The sequence below is a fragment of the Pseudomonas sp. 1928-m genome (assembly GCF_029269135.1).
Taxonomy (GTDB): Bacteria; Pseudomonadota; Gammaproteobacteria; order Pseudomonadales; family Pseudomonadaceae; genus Aquipseudomonas.
Genome location: NZ_JARIXO010000001.1, coordinates 609392 through 630176, shown reverse-complemented (window position 1 = coordinate 630176; position 20785 = coordinate 609392). Strand labels below are relative to the sequence as shown.

General features: G+C 61.8%; 19 protein-coding genes. 14 read left to right on the top strand and 5 right to left on the bottom strand.

The features are described 5' to 3' along the window. The first annotated feature begins 220 nt into the window (after window positions 1–220). From P3C18_RS02810 to ggt, 7 genes are all read left to right on the top strand, one after another. Window positions 221–1663: a coniferyl aldehyde dehydrogenase gene (locus P3C18_RS02810; protein WP_275960352.1), complete on the top strand. Its 1443-nt coding sequence runs from the start codon at window positions 221–223 to the stop codon at window positions 1661–1663. 54 nt (window positions 1664–1717) lie between these two features. Beyond that, complete coding sequence (locus P3C18_RS02805; RefSeq protein ID WP_275960351.1) at window positions 1718–2263, top strand: twin-arginine translocation pathway signal protein; 546 nt, start codon at window positions 1718–1720, stop codon at window positions 2261–2263. A gap of 214 nt (window positions 2264–2477) precedes the next feature. Next, a complete protein-coding gene (locus P3C18_RS02800; protein WP_275960350.1) occupies window positions 2478–4070 on the top strand; it encodes a GMC family oxidoreductase in 1593 nt (530 codons plus the stop codon). Window positions 4071–4092: 22 nt separating this feature from the next. Continuing rightward, the gene (locus P3C18_RS02795; protein WP_275960349.1) at window positions 4093–4476 is read left to right on the top strand and encodes a phosphopantetheine adenylyltransferase; all 384 of its coding nucleotides are present in this window, start codon (window positions 4093–4095) and stop codon (window positions 4474–4476) included. A gap of 79 nt (window positions 4477–4555) precedes the next feature. Next, window positions 4556–5035, top strand: coding sequence for a pantetheine-phosphate adenylyltransferase (gene coaD, locus P3C18_RS02790; protein ID WP_160013623.1), 480 nt, complete (start codon window positions 4556–4558; stop codon window positions 5033–5035). Between the two features lie 108 nt (window positions 5036–5143). After that, complete coding sequence (locus tag P3C18_RS02785; RefSeq protein WP_090250215.1) at window positions 5144–5395, top strand: YfhL family 4Fe-4S dicluster ferredoxin; 252 nt, start codon at window positions 5144–5146, stop codon at window positions 5393–5395. A gap of 156 nt (window positions 5396–5551) precedes the next feature. Beyond that, complete coding sequence (ggt, locus tag P3C18_RS02780; RefSeq protein ID WP_275961565.1) at window positions 5552–7249, top strand: gamma-glutamyltransferase; 1698 nt, start codon at window positions 5552–5554, stop codon at window positions 7247–7249. 73 nt (window positions 7250–7322) lie between these two features. On the opposite strand, the gene P3C18_RS02775 is transcribed toward ggt, so the two are convergent. The 4 genes from P3C18_RS02775 to P3C18_RS02760 all read right to left on the bottom strand — a co-directional run bounded on the left by P3C18_RS02775 (window position 7323) and on the right by P3C18_RS02760 (window position 10100). Beyond that, the gene (locus P3C18_RS02775) at window positions 7323–7661 is read right to left on the bottom strand and encodes a multidrug transporter (protein WP_275960348.1); all 339 of its coding nucleotides are present in this window, start codon (window positions 7659–7661) and stop codon (window positions 7323–7325) included. Between the two features lie 76 nt (window positions 7662–7737). Continuing rightward, a complete protein-coding gene (locus P3C18_RS02770; RefSeq protein WP_275960347.1) occupies window positions 7738–8316 on the bottom strand; it encodes a lysophospholipid acyltransferase family protein in 579 nt (192 codons plus the stop codon). A gap of 84 nt (window positions 8317–8400) precedes the next feature. Continuing rightward, window positions 8401–9213 carry a bifunctional DNA-formamidopyrimidine glycosylase/DNA-(apurinic or apyrimidinic site) lyase gene (gene mutM / locus P3C18_RS02765; RefSeq protein WP_275960346.1) on the bottom strand — a complete coding sequence of 271 codons (813 nt, stop codon included), beginning with the start codon at window positions 9211–9213 and terminating at the stop codon, window positions 8401–8403. A 74-nt stretch (window positions 9214–9287) separates the two neighbouring features. Beyond that, window positions 9288–10100, bottom strand: a complete 813-nt coding sequence (locus tag P3C18_RS02760) for an HDOD domain-containing protein (protein ID WP_275961564.1) — start codon at window positions 10098–10100, stop codon at window positions 9288–9290. 185 nt (window positions 10101–10285) lie between these two features. On the opposite strand from P3C18_RS02760, the gene P3C18_RS02755 reads away from it, so the two are divergent. From P3C18_RS02755 to ilvD, 7 genes are all read left to right on the top strand, one after another. Continuing rightward, entirely contained in the window at window positions 10286–11482 is a 1197-nt protein-coding gene (locus tag P3C18_RS02755; protein WP_275960345.1) for a class I SAM-dependent rRNA methyltransferase, read from the top strand. Window positions 11483–11757: 275 nt separating this feature from the next. Further along, the gene (locus tag P3C18_RS02750; protein WP_275960344.1) at window positions 11758–12870 is read left to right on the top strand and encodes an ABC transporter ATP-binding protein; all 1113 of its coding nucleotides are present in this window, start codon (window positions 11758–11760) and stop codon (window positions 12868–12870) included. Between the two features lie 26 nt (window positions 12871–12896). Then, entirely contained in the window at window positions 12897–13970 is a 1074-nt protein-coding gene (locus P3C18_RS02745; RefSeq protein ID WP_275960343.1) for an ABC transporter substrate-binding protein, read from the top strand. 54 nt (window positions 13971–14024) lie between these two features. After that, on the top strand, window positions 14025–15257 hold the full coding sequence (locus P3C18_RS02740; protein ID WP_275960341.1) for an ABC transporter permease: 1233 nt from the start codon (window positions 14025–14027) through the stop codon (window positions 15255–15257). Window positions 15258–15390: 133 nt separating this feature from the next. After that, on the top strand, window positions 15391–16245 hold the full coding sequence (locus tag P3C18_RS02735; protein WP_275960340.1) for an ABC transporter permease: 855 nt from the start codon (window positions 15391–15393) through the stop codon (window positions 16243–16245). Window positions 16246–16523: 278 nt separating this feature from the next. Then, window positions 16524–17870: a magnesium transporter gene (gene mgtE, locus P3C18_RS02730; protein ID WP_275960339.1), complete on the top strand. Its 1347-nt coding sequence runs from the start codon at window positions 16524–16526 to the stop codon at window positions 17868–17870. A 265-nt stretch (window positions 17871–18135) separates the two neighbouring features. Then, window positions 18136–19983 (top strand): dihydroxy-acid dehydratase, encoded by a 1848-nt coding sequence (gene ilvD / locus P3C18_RS02725; protein WP_275960337.1) that lies wholly within the window; start codon window positions 18136–18138, stop codon window positions 19981–19983. Between the two features lie 46 nt (window positions 19984–20029). Here ilvD and P3C18_RS02720 read toward each other — a convergent pair whose 3' ends face one another. Continuing rightward, window positions 20030–20677: a YitT family protein gene (locus tag P3C18_RS02720; protein ID WP_160085839.1), complete on the bottom strand. Its 648-nt coding sequence runs from the start codon at window positions 20675–20677 to the stop codon at window positions 20030–20032. Between the last annotated feature and the right edge of the window lie 108 nt (window positions 20678–20785).

Below are 20785 nucleotides of genomic sequence, written 5' to 3'. Positions count from 1 at the left end.
CTCAAAAGCCCGGCAAAGGTACACGCACCCGCCGCCAAAGTGTTACCTGCGCGCCTCTCAATCCTGCGCGCTAACTTTTCGTTGGGCTGCGTCCGTCGGCTGACAGCGCCATGCTATTTGACAGATTAGAGCAATTGCTCTAAAAATCCAGCACACCTTTTCTGCAGCGGCCTCAGCTCATCTGACGCACTGCATTGCTGGAATGCCGAGGAGTATCACCATGGTCGCCGACGTCGCCTACCTAGAACAAAGCCTGCAACGCAGCCAACAGCAGCTTAGCCAGTTGGAGAGCAGCTTTGCCCGTCAGCGCCAGGCGTTCAAAGCCAACCCCATGCCTTCGGCCGAGCAGCGCATCCAGTGGCTCAACGTGCTGCGCGATTTGCTCAGCAACCAGCGTGACGCGCTGATCAGCGCCATCTCCCAGGATTTCAGCAACCGCAGCGCCGACGAAACCTTGCTCGCCGAGCTGATGCCGAGCCTGCATGGCATCCACTACGCGACCAAACGCATCAAGAAGTGGATGAAGCCTTCGCGGCGCAGCGTCGGCATGCAATTTATGCCGGCTTCGGCCAAGGTAATCTATCAGCCGCTGGGCGTGGTTGGGGTGATCGTGCCGTGGAACTACCCGCTGTTTCTCGCCATCGGCCCACTGGTTGGCGCCCTGGCCGCCGGCAACCGGGTGATGATCAAGATGAGTGAGTCGACCCCGGCCACCTCGCAGCTGGTCAAGGATCTACTGGCTAAAGTCTTCCCCGAGGATCTGGTAACCGTGGTGCTGGGCGAGGCGGAAGTCGGTATGGCCTTCTCCAAACTGCCGTTCGACCACCTGCTGTTTACCGGCGCCACCAGCATCGGCAAACACGTGATGCGCGCCGCCGCCGAGAACCTGACCCCAGTCACCCTGGAACTGGGCGGCAAGTCGCCGGCCATCGTTTCGGCCTCCGTACCGCTGAGTGACGCCGCCGAGCGTATCGCCTTCGGCAAGACCATGAACGCCGGCCAGACCTGCGTCGCACCGGATTACGTGCTGGTGCCGAAAGATCGTGTGGAGGGCTTTGTCGAGGCTTACCGCAATGCGGTGCAGAGCTTCTACCCGCAACTCAAGGACAACCCGGATTACACCGCGATCATCAACGAGCGTCAGCAGCAGCGCCTCAATGGCTACCTGCAGGACGCTGAGAGCAAGGGCGCGACCATCGTCCCGCTGTACCCCGAAGCCCAGGGCCGGCGCATGCCGCAGGCCGTGCTGCTGAACGTAACGGATGAGATGAAGGTGATGCAGGACGAGATTTTCGGCCCGCTGCTGCCGATCATCCCCTACGACAAGCTGGAAGATGCCTTCGCCTTTATCAATGAGCGCGACCGGCCGCTGGCGCTGTACTACTTCGGCTACGACAAGAGTGAGCAGCAGCGCGTGCTGCACGAGACTCACTCCGGCGGCGTATGCCTCAACGACACCCTGCTGCACGTGGCCCAGGACGACATGCCGTTCGGCGGCGTCGGCCCGTCCGGCATGGGGCATTACCACGGCCATGAAGGCTTCCTCACCTTCAGCAAGGCCAAGGGCGTGTTTATCAAACAGCGCTTCAACGCCGCCAAACTGATCTACCCACCCTACGGCAAAGCCCTGCAGACGCTGGTGTACAAGCTGTTCGTTCGCTAAACCCATCTTGCCCTGGCATGCCGGGGCAAAGGCTTAATTCGGTGATAACAATAAATGCACAACACCACGTTTGAAGCGCCGGCCCTAACTCGGCGCAACCTACTCAAGGTCAGCTTGATGGGCTCGGCCTTTCTCGCCACTGCCGGGCTGACTGCCAGCCTCAGCGGCTGTTCGGCGAGTACGCCGAAAGCCGGTTTTGCGGTAATCCGCGAGTCCGATCTGGCCTTTCTGCATGCCTTGATCCCGGTGATGCTGGCCGGCGCGGTAACGACCGAGAAGATGCCGCAAGCAGTCGAAGGCACCCTCGCCAACCTCGACTACAGCCTTAATCACGTCTCGCCGGAATTGCTCAAGCTGACCGTGCAACTGTTCGACGTGCTGGCCATGCCGATCACCCGCGGCCCGCTGACTGGCGTCTGGGGCAGCTGGGAAAACGCATCGCCCGCCGATGTGCAGGCGTTTCTCGACCGCTGGCAGAACAGCTCCATCGGCCTGCTGAAAATGGGTCACGCCTCGCTGCTGCAGCTGGTGATGATGAGCTGGTATAGCCGAGCCGAATCATGGGCCCACTGCGGCTACCCCGGCCCTCCGACGGTCTGACTAACGGCTGGCTGCGCGTCGGCCAGGCGTTGTTGCAGATGCGCTCGGACGGTGACTTGTCACCGAACGCCCGGAGGGCGGCCCGTAAGGGTGAGTGAAGCGAGTACTGCTCATTTACAGCTCGTAAACTCCGCGTCCTCGCGCATCTGCGCCTAGCCTGGCTCTAGCTCGCTCAGCCTTGTATGCAGCGCAATCATAAGAAAGAGATCCTCAAATGCCTGTACCCGACAGTTTCAAAGAAGGCCTGGCCCGTGGCTGGAAGACCTATGACGGCTCACGCCTGGACAGCGATCTGACCCTGGAAGCCGACGTGGCCATCGTCGGCAGCGGCGCGGGTGGCGGTACTACCGCCGAAATCCTCAGCGCGGCCGGCTTCAAGGTGCTGTTGATCGAGGAAGGTCCGCTGAAGACCAGCGACGACTTCAAGATGCTCGAAGACAAGGCCTACGCCAGCCTCTATCAGGAAGGCATCGGCCGCATGAGCAAGGATGGCGCCATCACCATCATGCAAGGCCGCGCGGTCGGCGGCACTACGCTGATCAACTGGACCTCAAGCTTTCGCACGCCCGCGCCAACCCTGGAACACTGGGCCAAGGAGCATGGCGTAAAAGGCCACAGCCCCGAGGAAATGGCGCCCTGGTTCGAGCAGATGGAACAGCGCCTGGGCGTCACGCCCTGGGTCGTGCCACCGAATGCCAACAACGCGGTGATCAGCAGCGGCTGCGATAAGCTTGGTTACGAGTGGCAGACGATTCCGCGCAACGTGCGCGGCTGCTGGAACCTCGGTTACTGCGGCATGGGCTGCCCGACCAACGCCAAGCAGTCGATGCTGGTCACCACCATTCCCGCGACCCTGGATAAAGGCGGCGAGCTGCTCTATCTGGCCCGCGCCGACAAGCTGCTGATCGAGGGCGACCAGGTCACGGGCATCGAATGCCTCGGTATGGACGAGCGCAGCGTCGCCCCCAATGGCCGCACGATCACGGTCAAGGCCAAGCATTACGTACTCTCCGGTGGCGGCATCAACACACCAGGGATTCTCCTGCGCTCGAATGCACCGGACCCGCACCAACGCACCGGCAAGCGCACCTTCCTGCACCTGGTGAACTTCTCCGCGGCCTTGTTCGATCAGGTGATCAACCCCTTCTACGGCGCGCCGCAATCGATCTATTCCGACCACTTCCAGTGGGACGACGGTACCGCCGGCAGGCTCTCCTACAAGCTGGAAGTACCGCCGCTGCAACCGGCACTAACCGCCACCCTGCTCGGCCGCTTCGGCATCGACAACGCCATGCGCATGGAGCAACTGCCCAATACCAACGTGATGCTGGCCCTGCTGCGCGACGGCTTCCACCCGGACAGCGCCGAAGGCACAGTGGAACTGCGCGGCGATGGCAGCCCGGTGCTCGATTACCAGATGACCGACTACACCTGGGACGGCGTACGCCGCGCCTTCCATACCATGGCCGAGATCCAGTTCGCCGCTGGGGCCAAAGCCGTGCTGCCGCTGCACGCCGACGCCGGCTATGTGAAGACCCTGGCCGAGGCGAAAAGCCTGATCGACAACCTCAGCCTGGAGCTGTACCGCACCCGCCTCGGCAGTGCCCACGTCATGGGCGGTTGCGCCATGGGTGAAGACCCGCAGCAGGCCGTCACCGACAGCCTCGGTCGTCACCATCAACTGAGCAATCTGTCGATCCATGACGGCTCGCTGTTCCCCACCAGCATCGGCGCCAACCCGCAGCTGTCGATCTACGGCCTGACCGCCAAGCTGGCCAGCCAATTGGCTGAGCGGCTGCGCGCCTAGCTAATCTCGGAGGGGCCAGACCATGTTGCAGAAAGTGGTTTCCGTGCTGCTGATCATCGCCGGCATCATTCACTTGCTGCCGCTTAGCGGCGTACTCGGTGCAGAACGCCTGGCGCAACTCTATGGCCTCACCTTCCAGGAACCCAACCTGCTTCTGCTGATGCGCAGCCGCGCCGTGCTGTTTGGCCTGCTCAGCGCCTTGCTGTTCTACGCCGCATTCCGCCCAACACTGCAACCGATCGCCCTGATCGGCGGCATGCTTAGCGTGGTGAGCTTTCTCTACCTGGCCTGGAGCACTCCCGGTTACAACGAGGCGCTGCGCCGAGTGGTGATCGCCGATTGGGTGGCGCTGGTATGTTTGGTGATCGCGTCCTTGCTGGTTTTTCTGGCCCGTAGCAGAACCTGAGGCCAAACGCACCGACTTGGCCGCAGTCGCCTTGCTGCGCTACCATCCGACTCCCCAACGGACCCGCCAGGACGTCACGATGAATCGAGTGTTATACCCAGGCACCTTCGACCCCATCACCAAGGGGCACGGCGACTTGGTCGAGCGTGCAGCACGGCTGTTCGACAGCGTGATCATTGCGGTCGCCGCCAGCCCGAAGAAGAACCCGCTGTTCAGCCTGGAACAACGCGTCGAGCTGGCCCGGGAAGTCACCCAGCATCTGCCCAACGTTGAAGTGGTGGGGTTTTCCACCCTGCTGGCGCACTTTGCCAAAGAGCAAGGCGCAAATGTATTTCTGCGCGGCCTGCGCGCGGTATCGGACTTCGAATACGAATTCCAGCTGGCCAATATGAACCGCCAACTGGCCCCGGATGTGGAAAGCCTGTTTCTCACCCCGTCGGAAAAGTACTCGTTTATATCCTCGACCCTGGTCCGCGAAATCGCCGCACTGGGCGGTGATATCTCCAACTTCGTGCACCCGGCCGTAGCTGCCGCGCTGACCGAACGCTTCAAGCGCTGAGCCATTACCGCATGGCCGCGTGCATGCGCGGCCCCGATGCGGCACAATTTGCGCATTGCTTCCCCAAGTTTTATGGCTGTACCCAAAAGGGCGCAGCAGGAGTGCGTAATGTCCCTGATCATCACCGACGACTGCATCAACTGCGACGTCTGCGAACCCGAATGCCCGAACGCTGCGATCTCTCAGGGCGAAGAGATCTACGAGATCGACCCCAACCTGTGTACGGAATGCGTCGGCCATTACGATGAACCGCAGTGCCAACAGGTCTGCCCGGTCGATTGCATCCCGCTCGATGAGAACAATGTCGAGAGCAAGGATGAGTTGATGCAGAAGTATCTAATCATTACCGGTAAAGCCTGACAGGCCCATGGAAAGCTACTGCACTTGGCCATGCCGCGTTGAAATCAGGCTCGGCCTGCTCATGTACAACTCGTACACTCCGCGGCCTCGCCTGATTTCGCCTTGCCTGGCCTTCGCTCGCGACGCTTTCCAAGGGTCTGCAAAACAATGGGACGCCTGATCCGCGGCCATCACCCCTGGCGCACCCTGCTCGGTGCGCTTGCTCTACTCTGCGCCCTTGAGCTGCATGCCGCAGCCCAGCCTGAACACATCGCCATTGCCACCGCACATCCAGCCGCCACCGTGGCCGGTCAGGAAACCCTGGCCCTGGGCGGCAACGCCTTTGACGCGGCAGTGGCCATCAGCGCCGCCCTGGCCGTGGTCGAACCTTACGGCTCGGGCCTGGGCGGTGGCGGTTTCTTTCTGCTGCGCGAAGCCGGCGAACAACCAACCTACCGCTTTCTCGATGCCCGCGAGCGCGCGCCTCGGGCGGCGCATGCCGACCTATATCGAGTCGACGGCGAGATCCGCAAAGACCTTTCGCTAAATGGCGCACTGGCCGCTGCTATTCCTGGCTTACCAGCAGCACTGGTAGAGCTGGCCGAACGCTTCGGCCGCCTGCCGCTGCGCGATTCACTGGCGCCGGCCATCCGCCTGGCGCGCAGCGGCGTCAGCATCGACCGGGTTTACCGGGAACGCGCCGGCTGGCGCTTAGCGGCCATGCGCGACGACCCGGAAACCGCACGGATTTTCCTCGACAAAGGCGAAATACCCGAAGAGTTCGGCCTGCTGCGTCAGCCGGAGCTGGCACGCACCCTGGAGCAACTGGGCACGAAGGGCCTTCAGGGCTTCTACGCCGGAACGGTGGCCACACAGTTGGTCAAGGCAGTACGTGATGCTGGCGGCATCTGGACCCTCAAGGACCTGGCCGACTACCGCATCGTTGAACGCCAGCCGCTGCGCGTCCAGCTGGATCAAGGCCGTGAATTGATCAGCGCACCACCGCCTTCAGCCGGAGGTATAGCCCTGGGGCAAAGCCTGCTGATGCTGCAACAACTACCCTGGCAACAGGCTGATAGCGTGCAGCGTACCCACCTGGTGGTGGAGACGCTGCGCCGCGCCTACCGAGATCGAGGCCTGCTGGGCGACCCTGACTTTGTCGAGAACCCGATGCGCCAGCTACTGGCCCCTGATTACCTGAAGCAGCTGGCCAGCAGCATCGACCCGCAACGCGCAACGCCGAGCGACAGCTTGCCGCCCGGCAAAACCTGGCAGGAAGGCGACCACACCACCCATTTCTCGGTACTCGACACCGAGGGCAATGCGGTGGCCGCAACCCTGTCGGTCAACTTGCCGTTCGGCGCCGCCTTTACCGCACCCGGTACCGGGGTGCTGCTGAACAATGAAATGGATGACTTTGCCGCCGATGTTCAGGGGGCCAACGCTTACGGTCTGACGGGTAGTCAGGCCAACAGCATCGTCGCCGGAAAACGGCCGCTATCGAGCATGAGTCCAAGCTTTATCGAAAGCACCGAGAACTTCGCCACCTTCGGCACGCCGGGCGGCAGCCGAATTCCCAGCATGGTGCTGCTGGCGATGCTGCAGTACCTGGATCAGCAACCGATTGAGCACTGGCCCAACGTCGCGCGCTACCACCACCAGTTCCGTCCGGACCTGATCGAGCATGAGCCGGACACATTCAGCCCAGCAGAAATCACGGCACTAGAGGCGCTCGGGCATCAATTGAAGTCGACAGGCAGGCAATACGGCAATCAGCAGGTGCTGTACTGGGACAAGCAAGACGGGAAAGTTGCAGCGGCAAGCGATCCACGCGGGATCGGTACTGCGATGGTCACACCAACCATGCCGCAGTAATGCGGATCACTGATGCGCCAGACGAGAACCTCTCAGGGCTGCCAAACCAAACACCGCAGCAGCCCGGAAGCTACTAGTCTTTGCGATAACCACTGGTAGTACAGCCGAGACAACGTACAAAAGCAGCCATACCAGGCTCAACAACCAGTGACTTACCAGCTTCGCCAATATTGCCGCCAGCTGCGGAGAAGGGCAACGTTACAACAAATGCACCCGCACCGATAACAGTGGCAGCAATCAAGAACGGACGAGCAATTACTAAGTCAGCAACCATTGAATACGCTTTTGGCGCTTCGACCATATAAAGAGAGTCTCCACTAGAGTTCTGCTGCGCTACGTCAGCATAAGCCGGCAGCGCCAGCAGGCCAGTGGTCAGCGCCAGAGCAGCAGCGGTTGAGCGGAACAGTTTCATGGGGCGATCCTTCAGCTATTAGGAGGCGGTAAGACTAACTATAACAGCGCATTGGTAATTGTCAGCGTGACGGCCGTCAATCGCCATAAAAGGCGTATTCAGGTTTTTTCGGAATAAAGGGCCGGTAAAACGCCAGAATCGCCTTGAGATCGGCCGTTTCATCCCCCGTAGGCATAAAGGTCGGGCTGATAAAAACCCGCTTGTTCTGATAGTCCAGCGCGCCCAGCACAATAGGTACGCCTGCGCCGAGGGCGATGTGATAGAAGCCCATCTTCCAGCGTTCGACCTTCTTGCGCGTGCCTTCCGGCGAGAGGATCAGCATAAACTGCTGATGTTCGCTAAAGGCCCGCACTGCCTGCTCAACCGTATTGCCCTGACGTTCGCGGCGAATGGCGATACCACCCCACAGCCGCATCAGCGCACCAAAGGGCCAGCGGAAGATCGTGTGCTTGCCAAACCAGCGGGCATTTAGACGCAGCACGAATTTCACTGCGATAAAAATCACAAAGTCCCAATTGGAGGTGTGGTGCGCGCCGATCACCACAAACTTGTCTAGCTTCGGCAGCTGGCCTTCGATACGCCAGCCCATCAGTTTCAGCGCCACACGGCCGACCCACTCAGCCAGAGGGTTGCGGGGCAGATAGTTACCGGACATCAAAAAACCTCGGTCTTTCTTATTGTTGTGTAATCAGTTCAGAGAACCGTGCCTGACGGCCAAACTTAGCCCGACGAAAACGTCTTAGCGTTGGCAGCGCGGACAATAAACGCTGGCGCGCTGGCCCAGTTTGACCTCGCGCAGGGTGCTGCCGCAGTGCTTGCAGAATTCACCGCCGCGCCCGTAGACGAACAGTTCCTGCTGGAAATACCCAGGCTGGCCATCGCCGCCGACAAAGTCACGCAGCGTCGTACCGCCGCGCTCGATGGCATGGGCGAGGATGCGCTTGATCTCATCCGCCAGCTTTAGGTAGCGCGCCCGCGACACCGAGCCAGCCTCTCGGCGCGGGTCGATACCAGCAGCAAACAGCGCCTCGCTCGCGTAGATATTGCCGACCCCAACGACCACGGCGTTATCCATGATAAAGGGCTTGATCGCCATGGCTCGACCACGGGACAGCTGGAACAATCGCTCGCCATCGAACAGCTCGGTCAACGGCTCGGGGCCGAGTTTGCTGAGCAGCACATGACTCAACGGATCACTGCTCCACAGCAGCGCGCCGAAGCGCCGTGGATCGGTGTAGCGCAGGGCCAAACCGGACTCCAGCTCGATATCCACATGTTCATGCTTGGCCGCTGGCAAACCTGCCTCGACCAGACGCAGGCTACCGGACATGCCCAGATGACTGATCAAACTGCCGGTTTCGGCCTTGATCAGCAGGTACTTGGCGCGCCGTTCAACGCACTCGATACGCTGCCCGGACAGCTGAATATCCAGATCTTCGGGGATCGGCCAACGTAGGCGCCGCTCACGCACGATTACCCGGCTGACGCGCTGACCTTCAAGGAATGGCGCGATGCCACGGCGGGTGGTTTCTACTTCAGGAAGTTCTGGCATAACAAGTGATCAGCTGAGCAATCCGAGCGGGCGCCTACCTTAGCAGGATCGCCCCGCAGCGACGAGGCAGCCTGTTAGTTCGCCCCCAGGTCGCGAATGCTCTCGCGCAGGTTTTCGAAGTCATATTCGGACAGGCCGACATACTCCAGCACCAGTTGCTCGATGCTTTGCCATTCATGGTCGTCCGGCTGATTGCCCAGCACCATATGGCTTTCACAGATGTGCTCGGCCATTTTCAGAATCGCCAGCAGGGTTTTCAGCTGGGCATCGCGGCTGGCGTCCTCGGTGAAAATCGCCAGGGCATTGTGGTGGCTGGCAATCGCCTCGCACAGGTGCAACGGCAGGTTCCAGGACTTGGCGGTGAAGTAGCCGACCACCGCGTGGTTGGTGTTAAGCAAGCGGTTTTCGGTATCCACCACGCGGCGCTCGCCGGTGGCGCTGGCGTAGGCCTCCTCCAACACCGCCATGTAATTGGGGAAGCGCTTGATCATCAGCGGGATGCCGCAATTGTGGAACAGGCCGAGGGTGTAAGCCTCATCCGGCGAGTGGTAGCCGATGCGCTTGGCCAGGGTCAGGCAGGTCATGGCCACATCCTGGGCGGTGTCCCAGAAACGGTTGAGAGTGACGATGGCCTCATCAGTCAGCTCGCCACGGATCGACTGCGCATTGATCAGGTTGATCACCGTGTTGCAGCCCAGCAGGTTGACCGCCTGCTGGATCGAGGCGATGCGGTTGGTCAGGCCGAAAAACGGCGAATTCACCAGTTTCAACAACGCGCCGGACAGGCCCGGATCCTGCCCAATCAGCTTGGCGATGGCGCGCAGGTCCGGGCTTGGCATCACCTGTTCCATCTGCAAATCCACCATGATCTGCGGCTGCGGCGGCACGCTGATGCCCTGCAGCACTTGCTGGATATATTCGGCGGAAAGCTCTTGGGACATGACGGGGACAACCGGAATGAGAAGTGAGCCACAGTCTAGCTAAACCCTCGGCACTTCCACAGGCGACTTTTGTAACCGCCGTAAGGCCAGCGAACCCGCTATAATTCCGCTCTTTTTTCGGAGTCCCCAGCATGTCCCTGCCCAGCCTGCGCCTGAAAGCCAACGCCGATCGACGCCTGCGCGCCGGCCATCTGTGGGTCTACAGCAACGAAATCGACGTGGCCGCCACCCCGCTCAGCGGCTTTGCTGCCGGTGACCAGGCCATCCTTGAGGCGACCGGCGGTAAGCCGCTAGGCGTCGTCGCGATGAGCCCGAACAACCTGATCTGCGCCCGCCTGCTGTCGCGTGATGTCAAACACGTGCTGGACAAATCCCTGCTGGTGCACCGCATCAATGTGGCCCTGTCGCTGCGTGAGCGACTGTTCGACAAGCCTTGCTACCGCCTGGTGTATGGCGACTCCGACCTGCTGCCGGGCCTGGTGGTCGACCGTTTCTTCGACATTCTGGTGGTGCAACTGGCCTCCGCCACCATGGAACGCCACAAGGACGACGTGCTCGCCGCGCTGATCCAAGTGTGCAAACCCAGCGGCATCCTGCTCAAGAACGACTCCGCCGCCCGCGATGCCGAAGGCCTGGCGCGTTATGTGGAAACCCCGTTCGGCGTGGTGCCGGAGTGGGTCGCCCTGGAAGAGAACGGCGTGAAGTTCGAAGCACCAGTGATCGAAGGGCAGAAAACCGGCTGGTTCTACGACCACCGCATGAACCGCGCGCGCCTGGCGCCTTACGTCAAAGGCAAGCGCGTGCTCGACCTGTTCAGCTATATCGGCGGCTGGGGCGTGCAGGCGGCGGCCTTCGGTGCCAGCGATGTGATGTGCGTGGATGCCTCCGGCTTCGCCCTCGACGGCGTGGAGCGCAACGCCGCGCTGAACGGTTTGACCGACCAGGTCGCCTGCGTAGAGGGTGATGTGTTCGAGGCGTTGAAACAGCTGAAATCCGCGGAAGAGCGCTTCGACGTGATCGTCGCCGACCCACCCGCCTTTATCAAACGCAAGAAAGACCAGAAGAACGGTGAAGGCGCCTACCGCCGCCTCAACGAGCAGGCCATGCGCCTGCTCAACAAGGACGGCATCCTGATCAGCGCTAGCTGCTCCATGCACCTGGAAGAAGACAACCTGCAGAACATCCTGCTGACCAGCGCGCGCCACCTGGACCGCAATATTCAGCTGCTCGAACGCGGCGCCCAGGGCCCGGATCATCCGGTGCACCCGGCCATCAACGAGACCCGCTATATCAAGAGCCTGACCGTGCGCCTGCTGCCCAATAGCTGAGCACCTGCACCTGCCGAGTGCGTCTTGGCAGGTGCTTCTTTCTCTCCCGCGTTGTTACCACTCCCCACACCCGCCTGGCGCAACCCCGCGCCTGGACTAGGCTTAGACCCCAGCACCGCAGCGCTCGCGATGTGCCGCAGCTGCCTGGCACAGTGCTTGCGTAACTTGAACATTCAAACAAGTACCCGTTACAGCATAGAAACGGGCGCGCGGATTCAAGCATTCAGATAACGGCCACAAGCTGCTGTCTGTTCAGAGCACATTTGGGGAGGGGTATGGCTGACCTGGCTGGGGACAAACCGTTCCTGCAATTCACCAACGTCAAGAAGACTTACGACCACAAAAACCTAGTGGTCAAGGATTTCAACCTGGATGTGGCCAAGGGCGAATTTATCACCCTGCTCGGCCCTTCCGGCTCGGGTAAAACCACCTGCCTGATGATGCTCGCCGGGTTCGAGGACGTGACCAGCGGCGAAATTCTGATCAACGGCCGCTCGGTCACCAGCATCGCACCCTACCAGCGCAATATCGGCATGGTGTTCCAGCAGTACGCGCTGTTCCCGCATATGACCCTGCGCGAAAACCTTGCCTACCCGCTGAAAATCCGCAAGCAGCCCAAAGAAGTAATTCGCGCCAAGGTCGATGAGTACCTGTCGCTGGTCGAGCTGCTGGATTTCGGTAACCGCTTCCCCGGGCAACTCTCCGGCGGCCAGCGCCAACGCGTGGCCCTGGCCCGCGCACTGATCTTCGCCCCCGATATCGTATTGATGGATGAACCCCTCGGCGCCCTGGACAAGAAGCTGCGCGAGCAGATGCAGTTCGAGATCAAGCGCCTGCACGAACAGCTCGGTTTCACCGTGATCTACGTGACCCACGACCAGACCGAAGCGCTGACCATGAGCGACCGCATCGCCGTGTTCAATAACGGCATCGTTCAGCAATGCGCGCCGCCCCATGTGCTCTACGAGCGCCCGGCCAACCTGTTCGTCGCTGACTTTATCGGCGAGAGCAACAAGCTCAAGGGCGTGATCGAATCGGTCGGTTCTGAGACCGTCGAAGTGCGCCTGGACGACGGCGCCATGGTCAATTCGCTGAAGGCCAACTGCACGGAAGTCGGCCTGCCCACCACGGTGTCGATACGCCCGGAAAAACTCACCTTTACCGACCGCCTGGGCGCCGCCGGCAACCAAGTCATGGCGCGTTTCGTCACCCGCCACTATGTCGGCGAATACATCCGCTACCACTTCGAAACCGCCGACGGCACCGAGCTGGTGGTGAAGAACATGAATGACAGCAGCGCCCCGCAACTCAGTGCCAAGGAAGAAGTCGCCCTAGCCTGGCTGCCGCAAGACAGCCAGGCCCTGGATCGCCCCGTAACAACCCCCTGACCTATAAGAAGCAATGGAGCACAGCAATGGCTAGAACACTGACCACCCGCTTTTCCACCTTCGCTTTAGCTGCCGCGCTAGGCACGGCAAGTTTCGCCGCCAGCGCGCAGGAAACTCTCACCGTGGTGTCATGGGGCGGTGCCTACGGCGCGGCCCAGCAGAAACACGTAATCGACCCGTTTATGAAAGACACCGGCAACAAGGTGCTGTTCGAGGACTACACCGGCGGTGTGGCCGAGATCAAAGCCCAGGTCGAGTCCGGCAATATCCAGTGGGATGTGGTCGACTTCGAGGTAATCGACCTTGAGCGCGCCTGCTCCGAAGGCCTGCTGGAAAGCATCCCGCGTGACATCCTGCCACCAGGCGTGGACGGCGTACCGGCCGAGAAGGACTTTATCCCCGAAGCCCTGGCCAGTGAGTGCGCGGTCGGCAATATCGTCTGGTCGGTGGTGTTCGCCTACAACGAGAAAACCATCGGCGGCACCAAGGCCGCGAGCATCAGCGACTTCTTCGACACCAGCAAAATTGCCGGCAAGCGGGCCCTGCGCAAACGCCCACAGGTGAACATGGAATGGGCACTGCTGGCTGATGGCGTGCCACCGGCCGAAGTCTATGACGTGCTGTCCACCCCGGAAGGCCAGGCCCGTGCCTTCGCCAAACTGGACACCATCAAGAAGGACATCGTCTGGTTCGACTCCTGGTCCCAGGCTCCACAGCTGCTCAACGATGGCGGCGCAGTGCTGGTGCAGTCGGCCAACGGCCGCTTCTATGACGCCATCCGCCAGGAAAACAAACCCTTCGTTATTGTCTGGGACGGCCACGTCTACGACCTCGACGCCTGGGCCATCGTCAAAGGCTCGCCGAAAAAAGACCTGGCACTGAAATTCATTGCCTACGCCACCGGTTCTACCCCGCTAGCCGGCATGCCGGATGTGGCGTACGGCCCGACCCGTAAATCCTCCATGCCGCTGGCTGACCAGAGCGCCGCACCGCACCTGCCGACCGCTCACCTGAGCAAAGGCATCCAGGCCGGTTCGGACTTCTGGGCTGACTATGGCGAATCCCTCGGTGAGAAATTCAACGAGTGGCTGTTGAAGTAACCCGCTATGACCCCTCTCCTGCGGGAGAGGGGTCAGGATTTTCGGAGTAACGCCTTGTCCTCCCTCACGTCTACCGAAGCCAGCCAAGCCTCCAGCGCCCGCAACAAGAAACGCCTCACCGCCTTTCTGTTTGTCGTGCCGCTGCTGGTGTTTATCCTGCTGACCTTCGTCGCACCGATTGCCAGCATGCTCTGGCGCAGCGTCCATCACCCGACGGTGGCCGCCCTGATTCCGCTGACCCTGCACGAGCTGCAACGCTGGGACGGCAAAGCCACACCCGACCAACAGACCCTGAGCGTGTTCGCCCAGGAGCTGCACAGCCTGGCCAAAGAGCGCCAGTCCGGCAAATTGGCCGAAGAGTTCAACCGCGCCTCGGCAGGCATGTCCAGCGTGGTCAAAGCCAGCGCGCGCAAGCTCAGCCGACTGCAAGATGCGCAATTGCAGCAAGAGGGCGCCGACATCCTGCTCAAGTCGCACCGCAACTGGAGCAAGCCGGAAATCTGGTACTCCATCCAGCGCGCGGGCAAACCCTACACCTATGACTACTACCTGACCGCCCTCGACCTGGAACTGCACCCCGAGCAAGGCATTCAGGTACGCGAAGACACGCAGATCTACCTGCAGCTGTACAGCAAGACCCTGAGCATGGCGCTGGTCATCACCATTTTTTGCGCGCTGCTCGGCTACCCACTGGCCTACTACCTGGCCGGCCTGCCGGAGAACCGTGCCAACCTGCTGCTGGTGCTGGTGCTGCTGCCGTTCTGGACCTCGCTGCTGGTGCGCACCACGGCCTGGATCGCGTTGCTGCAGACCAACGGGGTGATCAACTCCTTCCTGCTCGGCATCGGCGTGATCGGCCAACCCATCGAGATGCTCTACACCTCGTTCGCCACGGTGGTGGCGATGACCCATATCCTGCTGCCGTTTATGATTTTGCCGCTGTACAGCGTGATGCGCGGCATCGACCCCAGTTACCTGCGCGCGGCGCTGTCGCTGGGCGCGCGGCCGATTCCGGCGTTCTTGCGCATCTACTTCCCGATGACCCTGCCGGGCCTCAGCGCCGGGGCGCTGCTGGTGTTCATCATTTCCGTGGGCTACTACATCACCCCGGCGCTGGTCGGCGGCACCGATGGGCAGATGATCAGCAACATCATCGCCTTCCATATGCAGCGCTCGAACAACTGGGAACTGGCCGCCGCGCTGGGCTCCTTGTTGCTCGGCCTGATCCTGCTGCTGTACTGGCTGTACGACCGTTTTGTCGGCGCCAGCAATATCAAGCTGGGATGAACATGCTTAGATTCTTTTGCCGCGCGCACCGTAGCCCGGATGAAATCCGGGACGCGCACCTCGCCACGACACCGTCCCCGGATTGCATCCGGGCTACCCCTTCGTCCGACTGTTTGACACTGGACGCTTGCCTATGAAGATTCCCGCCTACTACGGTTTCTGGCACCACCTCGGCGCCTGGCTGCTGAAGACCAGCTCCTGGCTGGTGCTGCTGTTTCTGATCCTGCCGATCCTGGTGATCATCCCGCTGTCGTTCAACGTCGAGCCGTTCTTCAGCTTTACCGAAGGCATGCTCACCCTGCAGCCCGAGGCCTATTCGCTGCGCTGGTACACGGCCATTTTCAACGACGACAAGTGGTTGCTGGCGATCAAGAACAGCTTTCTGATCGGCATCTTTGCCACGCTGATTGCCACCGTGCTTGGCACCTGCGCGGCAGTGGGGCTGGCGCGCGACGACATGCCGATGCGCCGGCTGATCACCGCGCTGCTGCTGTCACCGATGATCGTGCCGCTGATCATCACCGCCGCCGGGATGTTCTTCTTCTATTCGGATCTGGGTTTGGCCGGCAACTACCTCGGGGTGATCATCGCCCACGCCGCATTGGGTACGCCGTTTGTGATCATCACCGTCACCGCCACCCTCACCGGCTTCGACTACAGCCTGGCCCGCGCGGCGCTGAATCTGGGTGCCACGCCATTGCGGGTGTTCTTCGACATCATCATGCCGCTGATCCGCCCGGGGGTGATTTCCGGCGCGCTGTTCGCCTTTATCACCTCGTTCGACGAAGTGGTGGTGATCCTGTTTATGGCCGGCCCGCAGCAACGCACCATCCCCCGGCAGATGTTCTCGGGCCTGCGCGAGCAGATCAACCCGAGCATCCTGGCCATCGCCACCCTGCTGATCCTGGTGTCCATCGCCCTGCTGGTGACCATCGAACTGCTACGCCGCCGCGCCGAGCGCATGCGCGGAATCGAGCTGATCGAATAGCCCCCTGCCCCGCATCGTTCAGGCTTGCTGAACCAGGCCTGAACGACTGCACCAAAGCCTCTGCAACCGATTGACCTGTCGCCCCTCGCTGCCTACCATCGCGCCGCCGCATAAGCGGTATCAGAGATCAGACCTTAATGGACCTTCCCAGTTATTGCCCCTTAGCGGCTACAACTTGGCAACCGGCGTACCCGTCAGCGGCACGCCTGCAGGCCCGTATCAGCACGTTCTGATCACGGCTCTCCAGGCGCCCGTGGCGCGTGCCCAGGAGAGCAACAATGAATGTCTTCACCCTTGCGCAAAACCTGCGCGTCGCCCTGCAACAGAACGACCCAGGCAACGCCCTGGCAGCCGTGCACAGCCTGCGCCCGGCCGACCTCGCCGAGACCCTCGACCTGCTGGAAACCCACCTGGCCTGGCAGGTACTCAAGCAATTGCCCGGCAAACGCCGCGCCGAAGTCTTCGGCTACTGCGCCACGCCCCAACAACTGGCGCTTAGTCATCACCTGCAACGCACAGAGCTGGTGGAGCTGGTCGCCGCCATGTCTGCTGACGAGCGCGCTGACCTGTTTAACCAGATGGATAGCGAACTGCGCGCCACCCTGCTGCCCGCCCTGGCCCAGGCCGAACGCGAGGACCTGTGCAAGCTGGCCGAATACCCCGAAGGCTGCGCCGGCGCACTGATGACATCGGCCTACGCCACTCTGGCAGTCGGTCTGAACGCCGCACAGGCCATCGACAGCCTGCGCCATGCCGCCCCGGACGCCGAAACCCTGTACCAGAGCTATGTGGTGGATGAACAGCGACGCCTGCTCGGCACCGTGTCACTGCGCCAACTGATCCTGGCACCGGCCGACACGCCGATCAGCCAGCTGATGGTGCGCGAGGTGATCAGCGCCCAGGTCGACACGCCTCAGGAGCAGGTGGCCAAACTGATCGAGCGCTATGACCTGTTGGCCCTGCCGATTACTAATGGCGGCGCGCAACTGGTGGGCATCGTCACCTACGACGACGCCATGGATGTGGTAACCGCAGAAGCCACGGTGGACTTCCACAAAGGCGCGGGCGTCAGCACCCTGATCGGCAACCTGAAAGATGCCAGCATCAGCCTGCTCTACCGCAAGCGGGTGTTCTGGCTGGTGCTGCTGGTATTCGGCAATCTGTTTTCCGGGGCCGGCATCGCCGCCTTCGAGGACGTGATCGCGGCCAATATTGCCCTGGTGTTCTTCCTCCCGCTGCTGGTCGACAGCGGCGGCAACGCCGGCTCGCAATCGGCCACCCTGATGGTCCGCGCCCTGGCCACTGGCGAGGTGGTGCTGCGTGACTGGCTCGGCTTGCTGCGCCGCGAATGCCTGGTAGCCCTGGCGCTGGGCATCACCATGGCTGTTGCCGTGTCCCTGCTCGGCCTGCTGCGCGGTGGCCCGGAGATCGCCCTGGTGGTTGCCAGCAGCATGGTGGTGATTGTCATAGTCGGCAGCCTGATCGGCATGAGCCTGCCCTTCGTGCTGCACCGCCTGGGCCTCGACCCGGCCACCGCCAGCGCCCCGCTGATCACCTCGATTGCCGACGCCTCCGGCGTACTGGTGTACTTCGCCATCGCCAGCCAGGTGCTGAGCCTGAACTGAGCCCACACCGCTGGGCATACCGGCCTTCCTTGCGAGCGCGCCGAAGGATTAGAATCGGCGCTCTCCTGCCCTATCCAGGCGGACCTTGTAGCCCAGCCACGCCAGCGCCCACCCCGCGCCAGGCAGCGCCCCAGCCCGGTAAATGCGCACTTGCGTTTGCCTTGGGCCTGATCCCGGCTCAACATACGCAGCAACAGCCCGTTGCCCGCACAGCGTTATTGCCTGTGCACGCGTGACCTGAATAGCCTTTGCAGGATTTATCGCCATGCCTGATTACCGCTCGAAGACCTCCACCCACGGCCGCAATATGGCCGGCGCTCGCGCCCTGTGGCGTGCCACCGGGATGAAGGACGAAGACTTCAAGAAGCCGATCATCGCCATCGCCAACTCCTTCACCCAGTTCGTGCCAGGCCACGTGCACCTGAAGGACATGGGCCAGCTGGTCGCCCGCGAGATCGAGAAACACGGCGGCGTCGCCAAGGAATTCAACACCATCGCGGTCGATGACGGCATCGCCATGGGCCACGACGGCATGCTCTATTCGCTGCCATCGCGCGAAATCATCGCCGACTCCGTGGAGTACATGGTCAATGCCCACTGCGCCGATGCCATCGTCTGCATCAGTAACTGCGACAAGATCACCCCCGGCATGCTGCTGGCTTCGCTACGCCTGAATATCCCGGTGATCTTCGTGTCTGGCGGCCCAATGGAAGCGGGCAAGACCAAGCTGGCCAGCCACGGCCTGGACCTGGTCGACGCCATGGTCATCGCTGCCGACGATTCGGCCAGTGACGAAAAAGTCGCCGAATACGAGCGCAGCGCCTGCCCGACCTGCGGCAGCTGCTCCGGCATGTTTACCGCCAACTCGATGAACTGCCTGATGGAAGCCCTGGGCCTGGCCCTGCCGGGCAACGGTTCGACCCTGGCAACCCACAGCGACCGCGAGCAGCTGTTCCTGCAAGCCGGTCGCACCGCCGTCGAGCTGTGCAAACGCTACTACGGTGAAGGCGACGAGTCGGTGCTGCCGCGCAACATCGCCAACTTCAAGGCGTTCGAAAACGCCATGACCCTGGACATCGCCATGGGTGGCTCGACCAACACCATCCTGCACCTGCTGGCCGCCGCCCAGGAAGGCGAAGTCGATTTCGACCTGCGCGACATCGACCGTCTGTCGCGCAAAGTGCCGCAGCTGTGCAAAGTCGCGCCGAATATCCAGAAATACCATATGGAAGACGTACACCGCGCCGGCGGCATCTTCTCCATCCTTGGCTCGCTGGCCCGTGGTGGCCTGCTGCACACCGACCTGCCGACCGTACACAGCAAGTCCATGGCTGAAGCCATCGCCAAATGGGACATCACCCAGACCGACGATGAAGCCGTACACACCTTCTTCCGCGCCGGCCCGGCCGGTATCCCGACGCAGACCGCATTCAGCCAAAGCACCCGCTGGGACACCGTGGATGACGACCGTGAAAACGGCTGTATCCGCAGCGTCGAGCATGCGTACTCGCAAGAAGGCGGCCTGGCCGTGCTCTACGGCAACATCGCCCTCGACGGTTGCGTGGTGAAAACCGCCGGTGTGGATGAGTCGATCCATGTCTTCGAAGGCAACGCGAAAATCTTCGAAAGCCAGGACAGCGCCGTGCGCGGCATCCTCGCCGACGAAGTGCAGGCCGGCGATATCGTCATCATCCGCTACGAAGGCCCGAAAGGCGGCCCGGGCATGCAGGAAATGCTCTACCCGACCTCGTACCTGAAATCCAAAGGCCTGGGCAAAGCCTGCGCCCTGCTCACCGACGGCCGCTTCTCCGGCGGCACCTCGGGCCTGTCCATCGGCCACGCCTCGCCGGAAGCCGCAGCTGGCGGCGCCATCGGCCTGGTGCGCGAAGGCGACAAGATCCTGATCAACATCCACGAGCGCTCGATCAACCTGCTGATCAGTGATGAAGAGCTGGCCGCACGCCGCGTGGAACAGGACAAGAAAGGCTGGAAGCCGGTGGAAGTGCGCCCGCGCAAAGTCACCACGGCGCTCAAGGCCTACGCCCTGCTCGCCACCAGCGCCGACAAGGGCGCGGTCCGTGACAAGGCGCTGCTGGACAAACTGGTGCCGTAAGTCAGTCGCTGTAAACAAAACCCGGCTCAATGCCGGGTTTTTGCTTTCAACTGACGCCCATGTAGCGCCCGGCACGGTGGTTGATCGCCAGTACCATGTTCAGCGCCAACGCGCCGAGGATCGACAGTGCCACTTTGTCCAGCGGTACGACCATTACCGCACCCAGCACGATCAGTACGTCGATGGCCATCTGCACCTTGCCAGCGCGCAGGCCGAAGCGCTCCTGCAGGTACAGCGCGAGGATATTCACCCCGCCGAGGCTGGCGCGGTGGCGGAACAGCATCAGTAAGCCCAGGCCCATGGCGAAACCACCGAACAGCGCGGCATACACCACGTTCAGGTGGGTGAAGCCAATCCACTGCGGCGTCAATTCGGCCAGCAGCGAAACCATCCCCACCGCGCAGAAGGTGCGCAGGGTGAACGGCCAGCCCATGCGCCAGATGGCCAGGGCGTAGAACGGCAGGTTGATCAGAAAGAACACCAGACCGAACGGCCAGCCAAGCAAGTATTTCATCAGAAAGGCCAAGCCCACGGTGCCGCCGGTCAGCAAACCAGCCTGGCTGTAGAGGGTGATCCCCAGCGCCACCATGGCCGTACCCAGCAGCAGCGCCAGGCCGTCTTCCCAGAGGGGGTGGCGAATAAAGATCGCGGCAATACGATCCGGCTCGGCGTGATCGGCATCAGCGTCATGCATGGGGAACAACCTGTAGAGGGCAAACGGCAATAGACAGCGTAGCGGCCAGCAAGGCATGTGTTAGCGCTACGCAACACGAGCCAAAGGGTGGCACGCCCTACCGGCGCC

Bases quoted from the DNA above. Each gene is read 5' to 3' on its own strand.
- P3C18_RS02750 (WP_275960344.1), top strand. From the start codon at position 11,758: ATGGCTGACCTGGCTGGGGACAAACCGTTCCTGCAATTCACCAACGTC.
- P3C18_RS02720 (WP_160085839.1), bottom strand. From the start codon at position 20,677: ATGCATGACGCTGATGCCGATCACGCCGAGCCGGATCGTATTGCCGCG.
- P3C18_RS02800 (WP_275960350.1), top strand. From the start codon at position 2,478: ATGCCTGTACCCGACAGTTTCAAAGAAGGCCTGGCCCGTGGCTGGAAG.
- P3C18_RS02795 (WP_275960349.1), top strand. From the start codon at position 4,093: ATGTTGCAGAAAGTGGTTTCCGTGCTGCTGATCATCGCCGGCATCATT.
- mgtE (WP_275960339.1), top strand. From the start codon at position 16,524: ATGAATGTCTTCACCCTTGCGCAAAACCTGCGCGTCGCCCTGCAACAG.
- P3C18_RS02805 (WP_275960351.1), top strand. From the start codon at position 1,718: ATGCACAACACCACGTTTGAAGCGCCGGCCCTAACTCGGCGCAACCTA.
- P3C18_RS02810 (WP_275960352.1), top strand. From the start codon at position 221: ATGGTCGCCGACGTCGCCTACCTAGAACAAAGCCTGCAACGCAGCCAA.
- mutM (WP_275960346.1), bottom strand. From the start codon at position 9,213: ATGCCAGAACTTCCTGAAGTAGAAACCACCCGCCGTGGCATCGCGCCA.
- P3C18_RS02755 (WP_275960345.1), top strand. From the start codon at position 10,286: ATGTCCCTGCCCAGCCTGCGCCTGAAAGCCAACGCCGATCGACGCCTG.
- coaD (WP_160013623.1), top strand. From the start codon at position 4,556: ATGAATCGAGTGTTATACCCAGGCACCTTCGACCCCATCACCAAGGGG.
- ilvD (WP_275960337.1), top strand. From the start codon at position 18,136: ATGCCTGATTACCGCTCGAAGACCTCCACCCACGGCCGCAATATGGCC.
- P3C18_RS02775 (WP_275960348.1), bottom strand. From the start codon at position 7,661: ATGAAACTGTTCCGCTCAACCGCTGCTGCTCTGGCGCTGACCACTGGC.
- P3C18_RS02785 (WP_090250215.1), top strand. From the start codon at position 5,144: ATGTCCCTGATCATCACCGACGACTGCATCAACTGCGACGTCTGCGAA.
- P3C18_RS02770 (WP_275960347.1), bottom strand. From the start codon at position 8,316: ATGTCCGGTAACTATCTGCCCCGCAACCCTCTGGCTGAGTGGGTCGGC.
- P3C18_RS02735 (WP_275960340.1), top strand. From the start codon at position 15,391: ATGAAGATTCCCGCCTACTACGGTTTCTGGCACCACCTCGGCGCCTGG.
- P3C18_RS02745 (WP_275960343.1), top strand. From the start codon at position 12,897: ATGGCTAGAACACTGACCACCCGCTTTTCCACCTTCGCTTTAGCTGCC.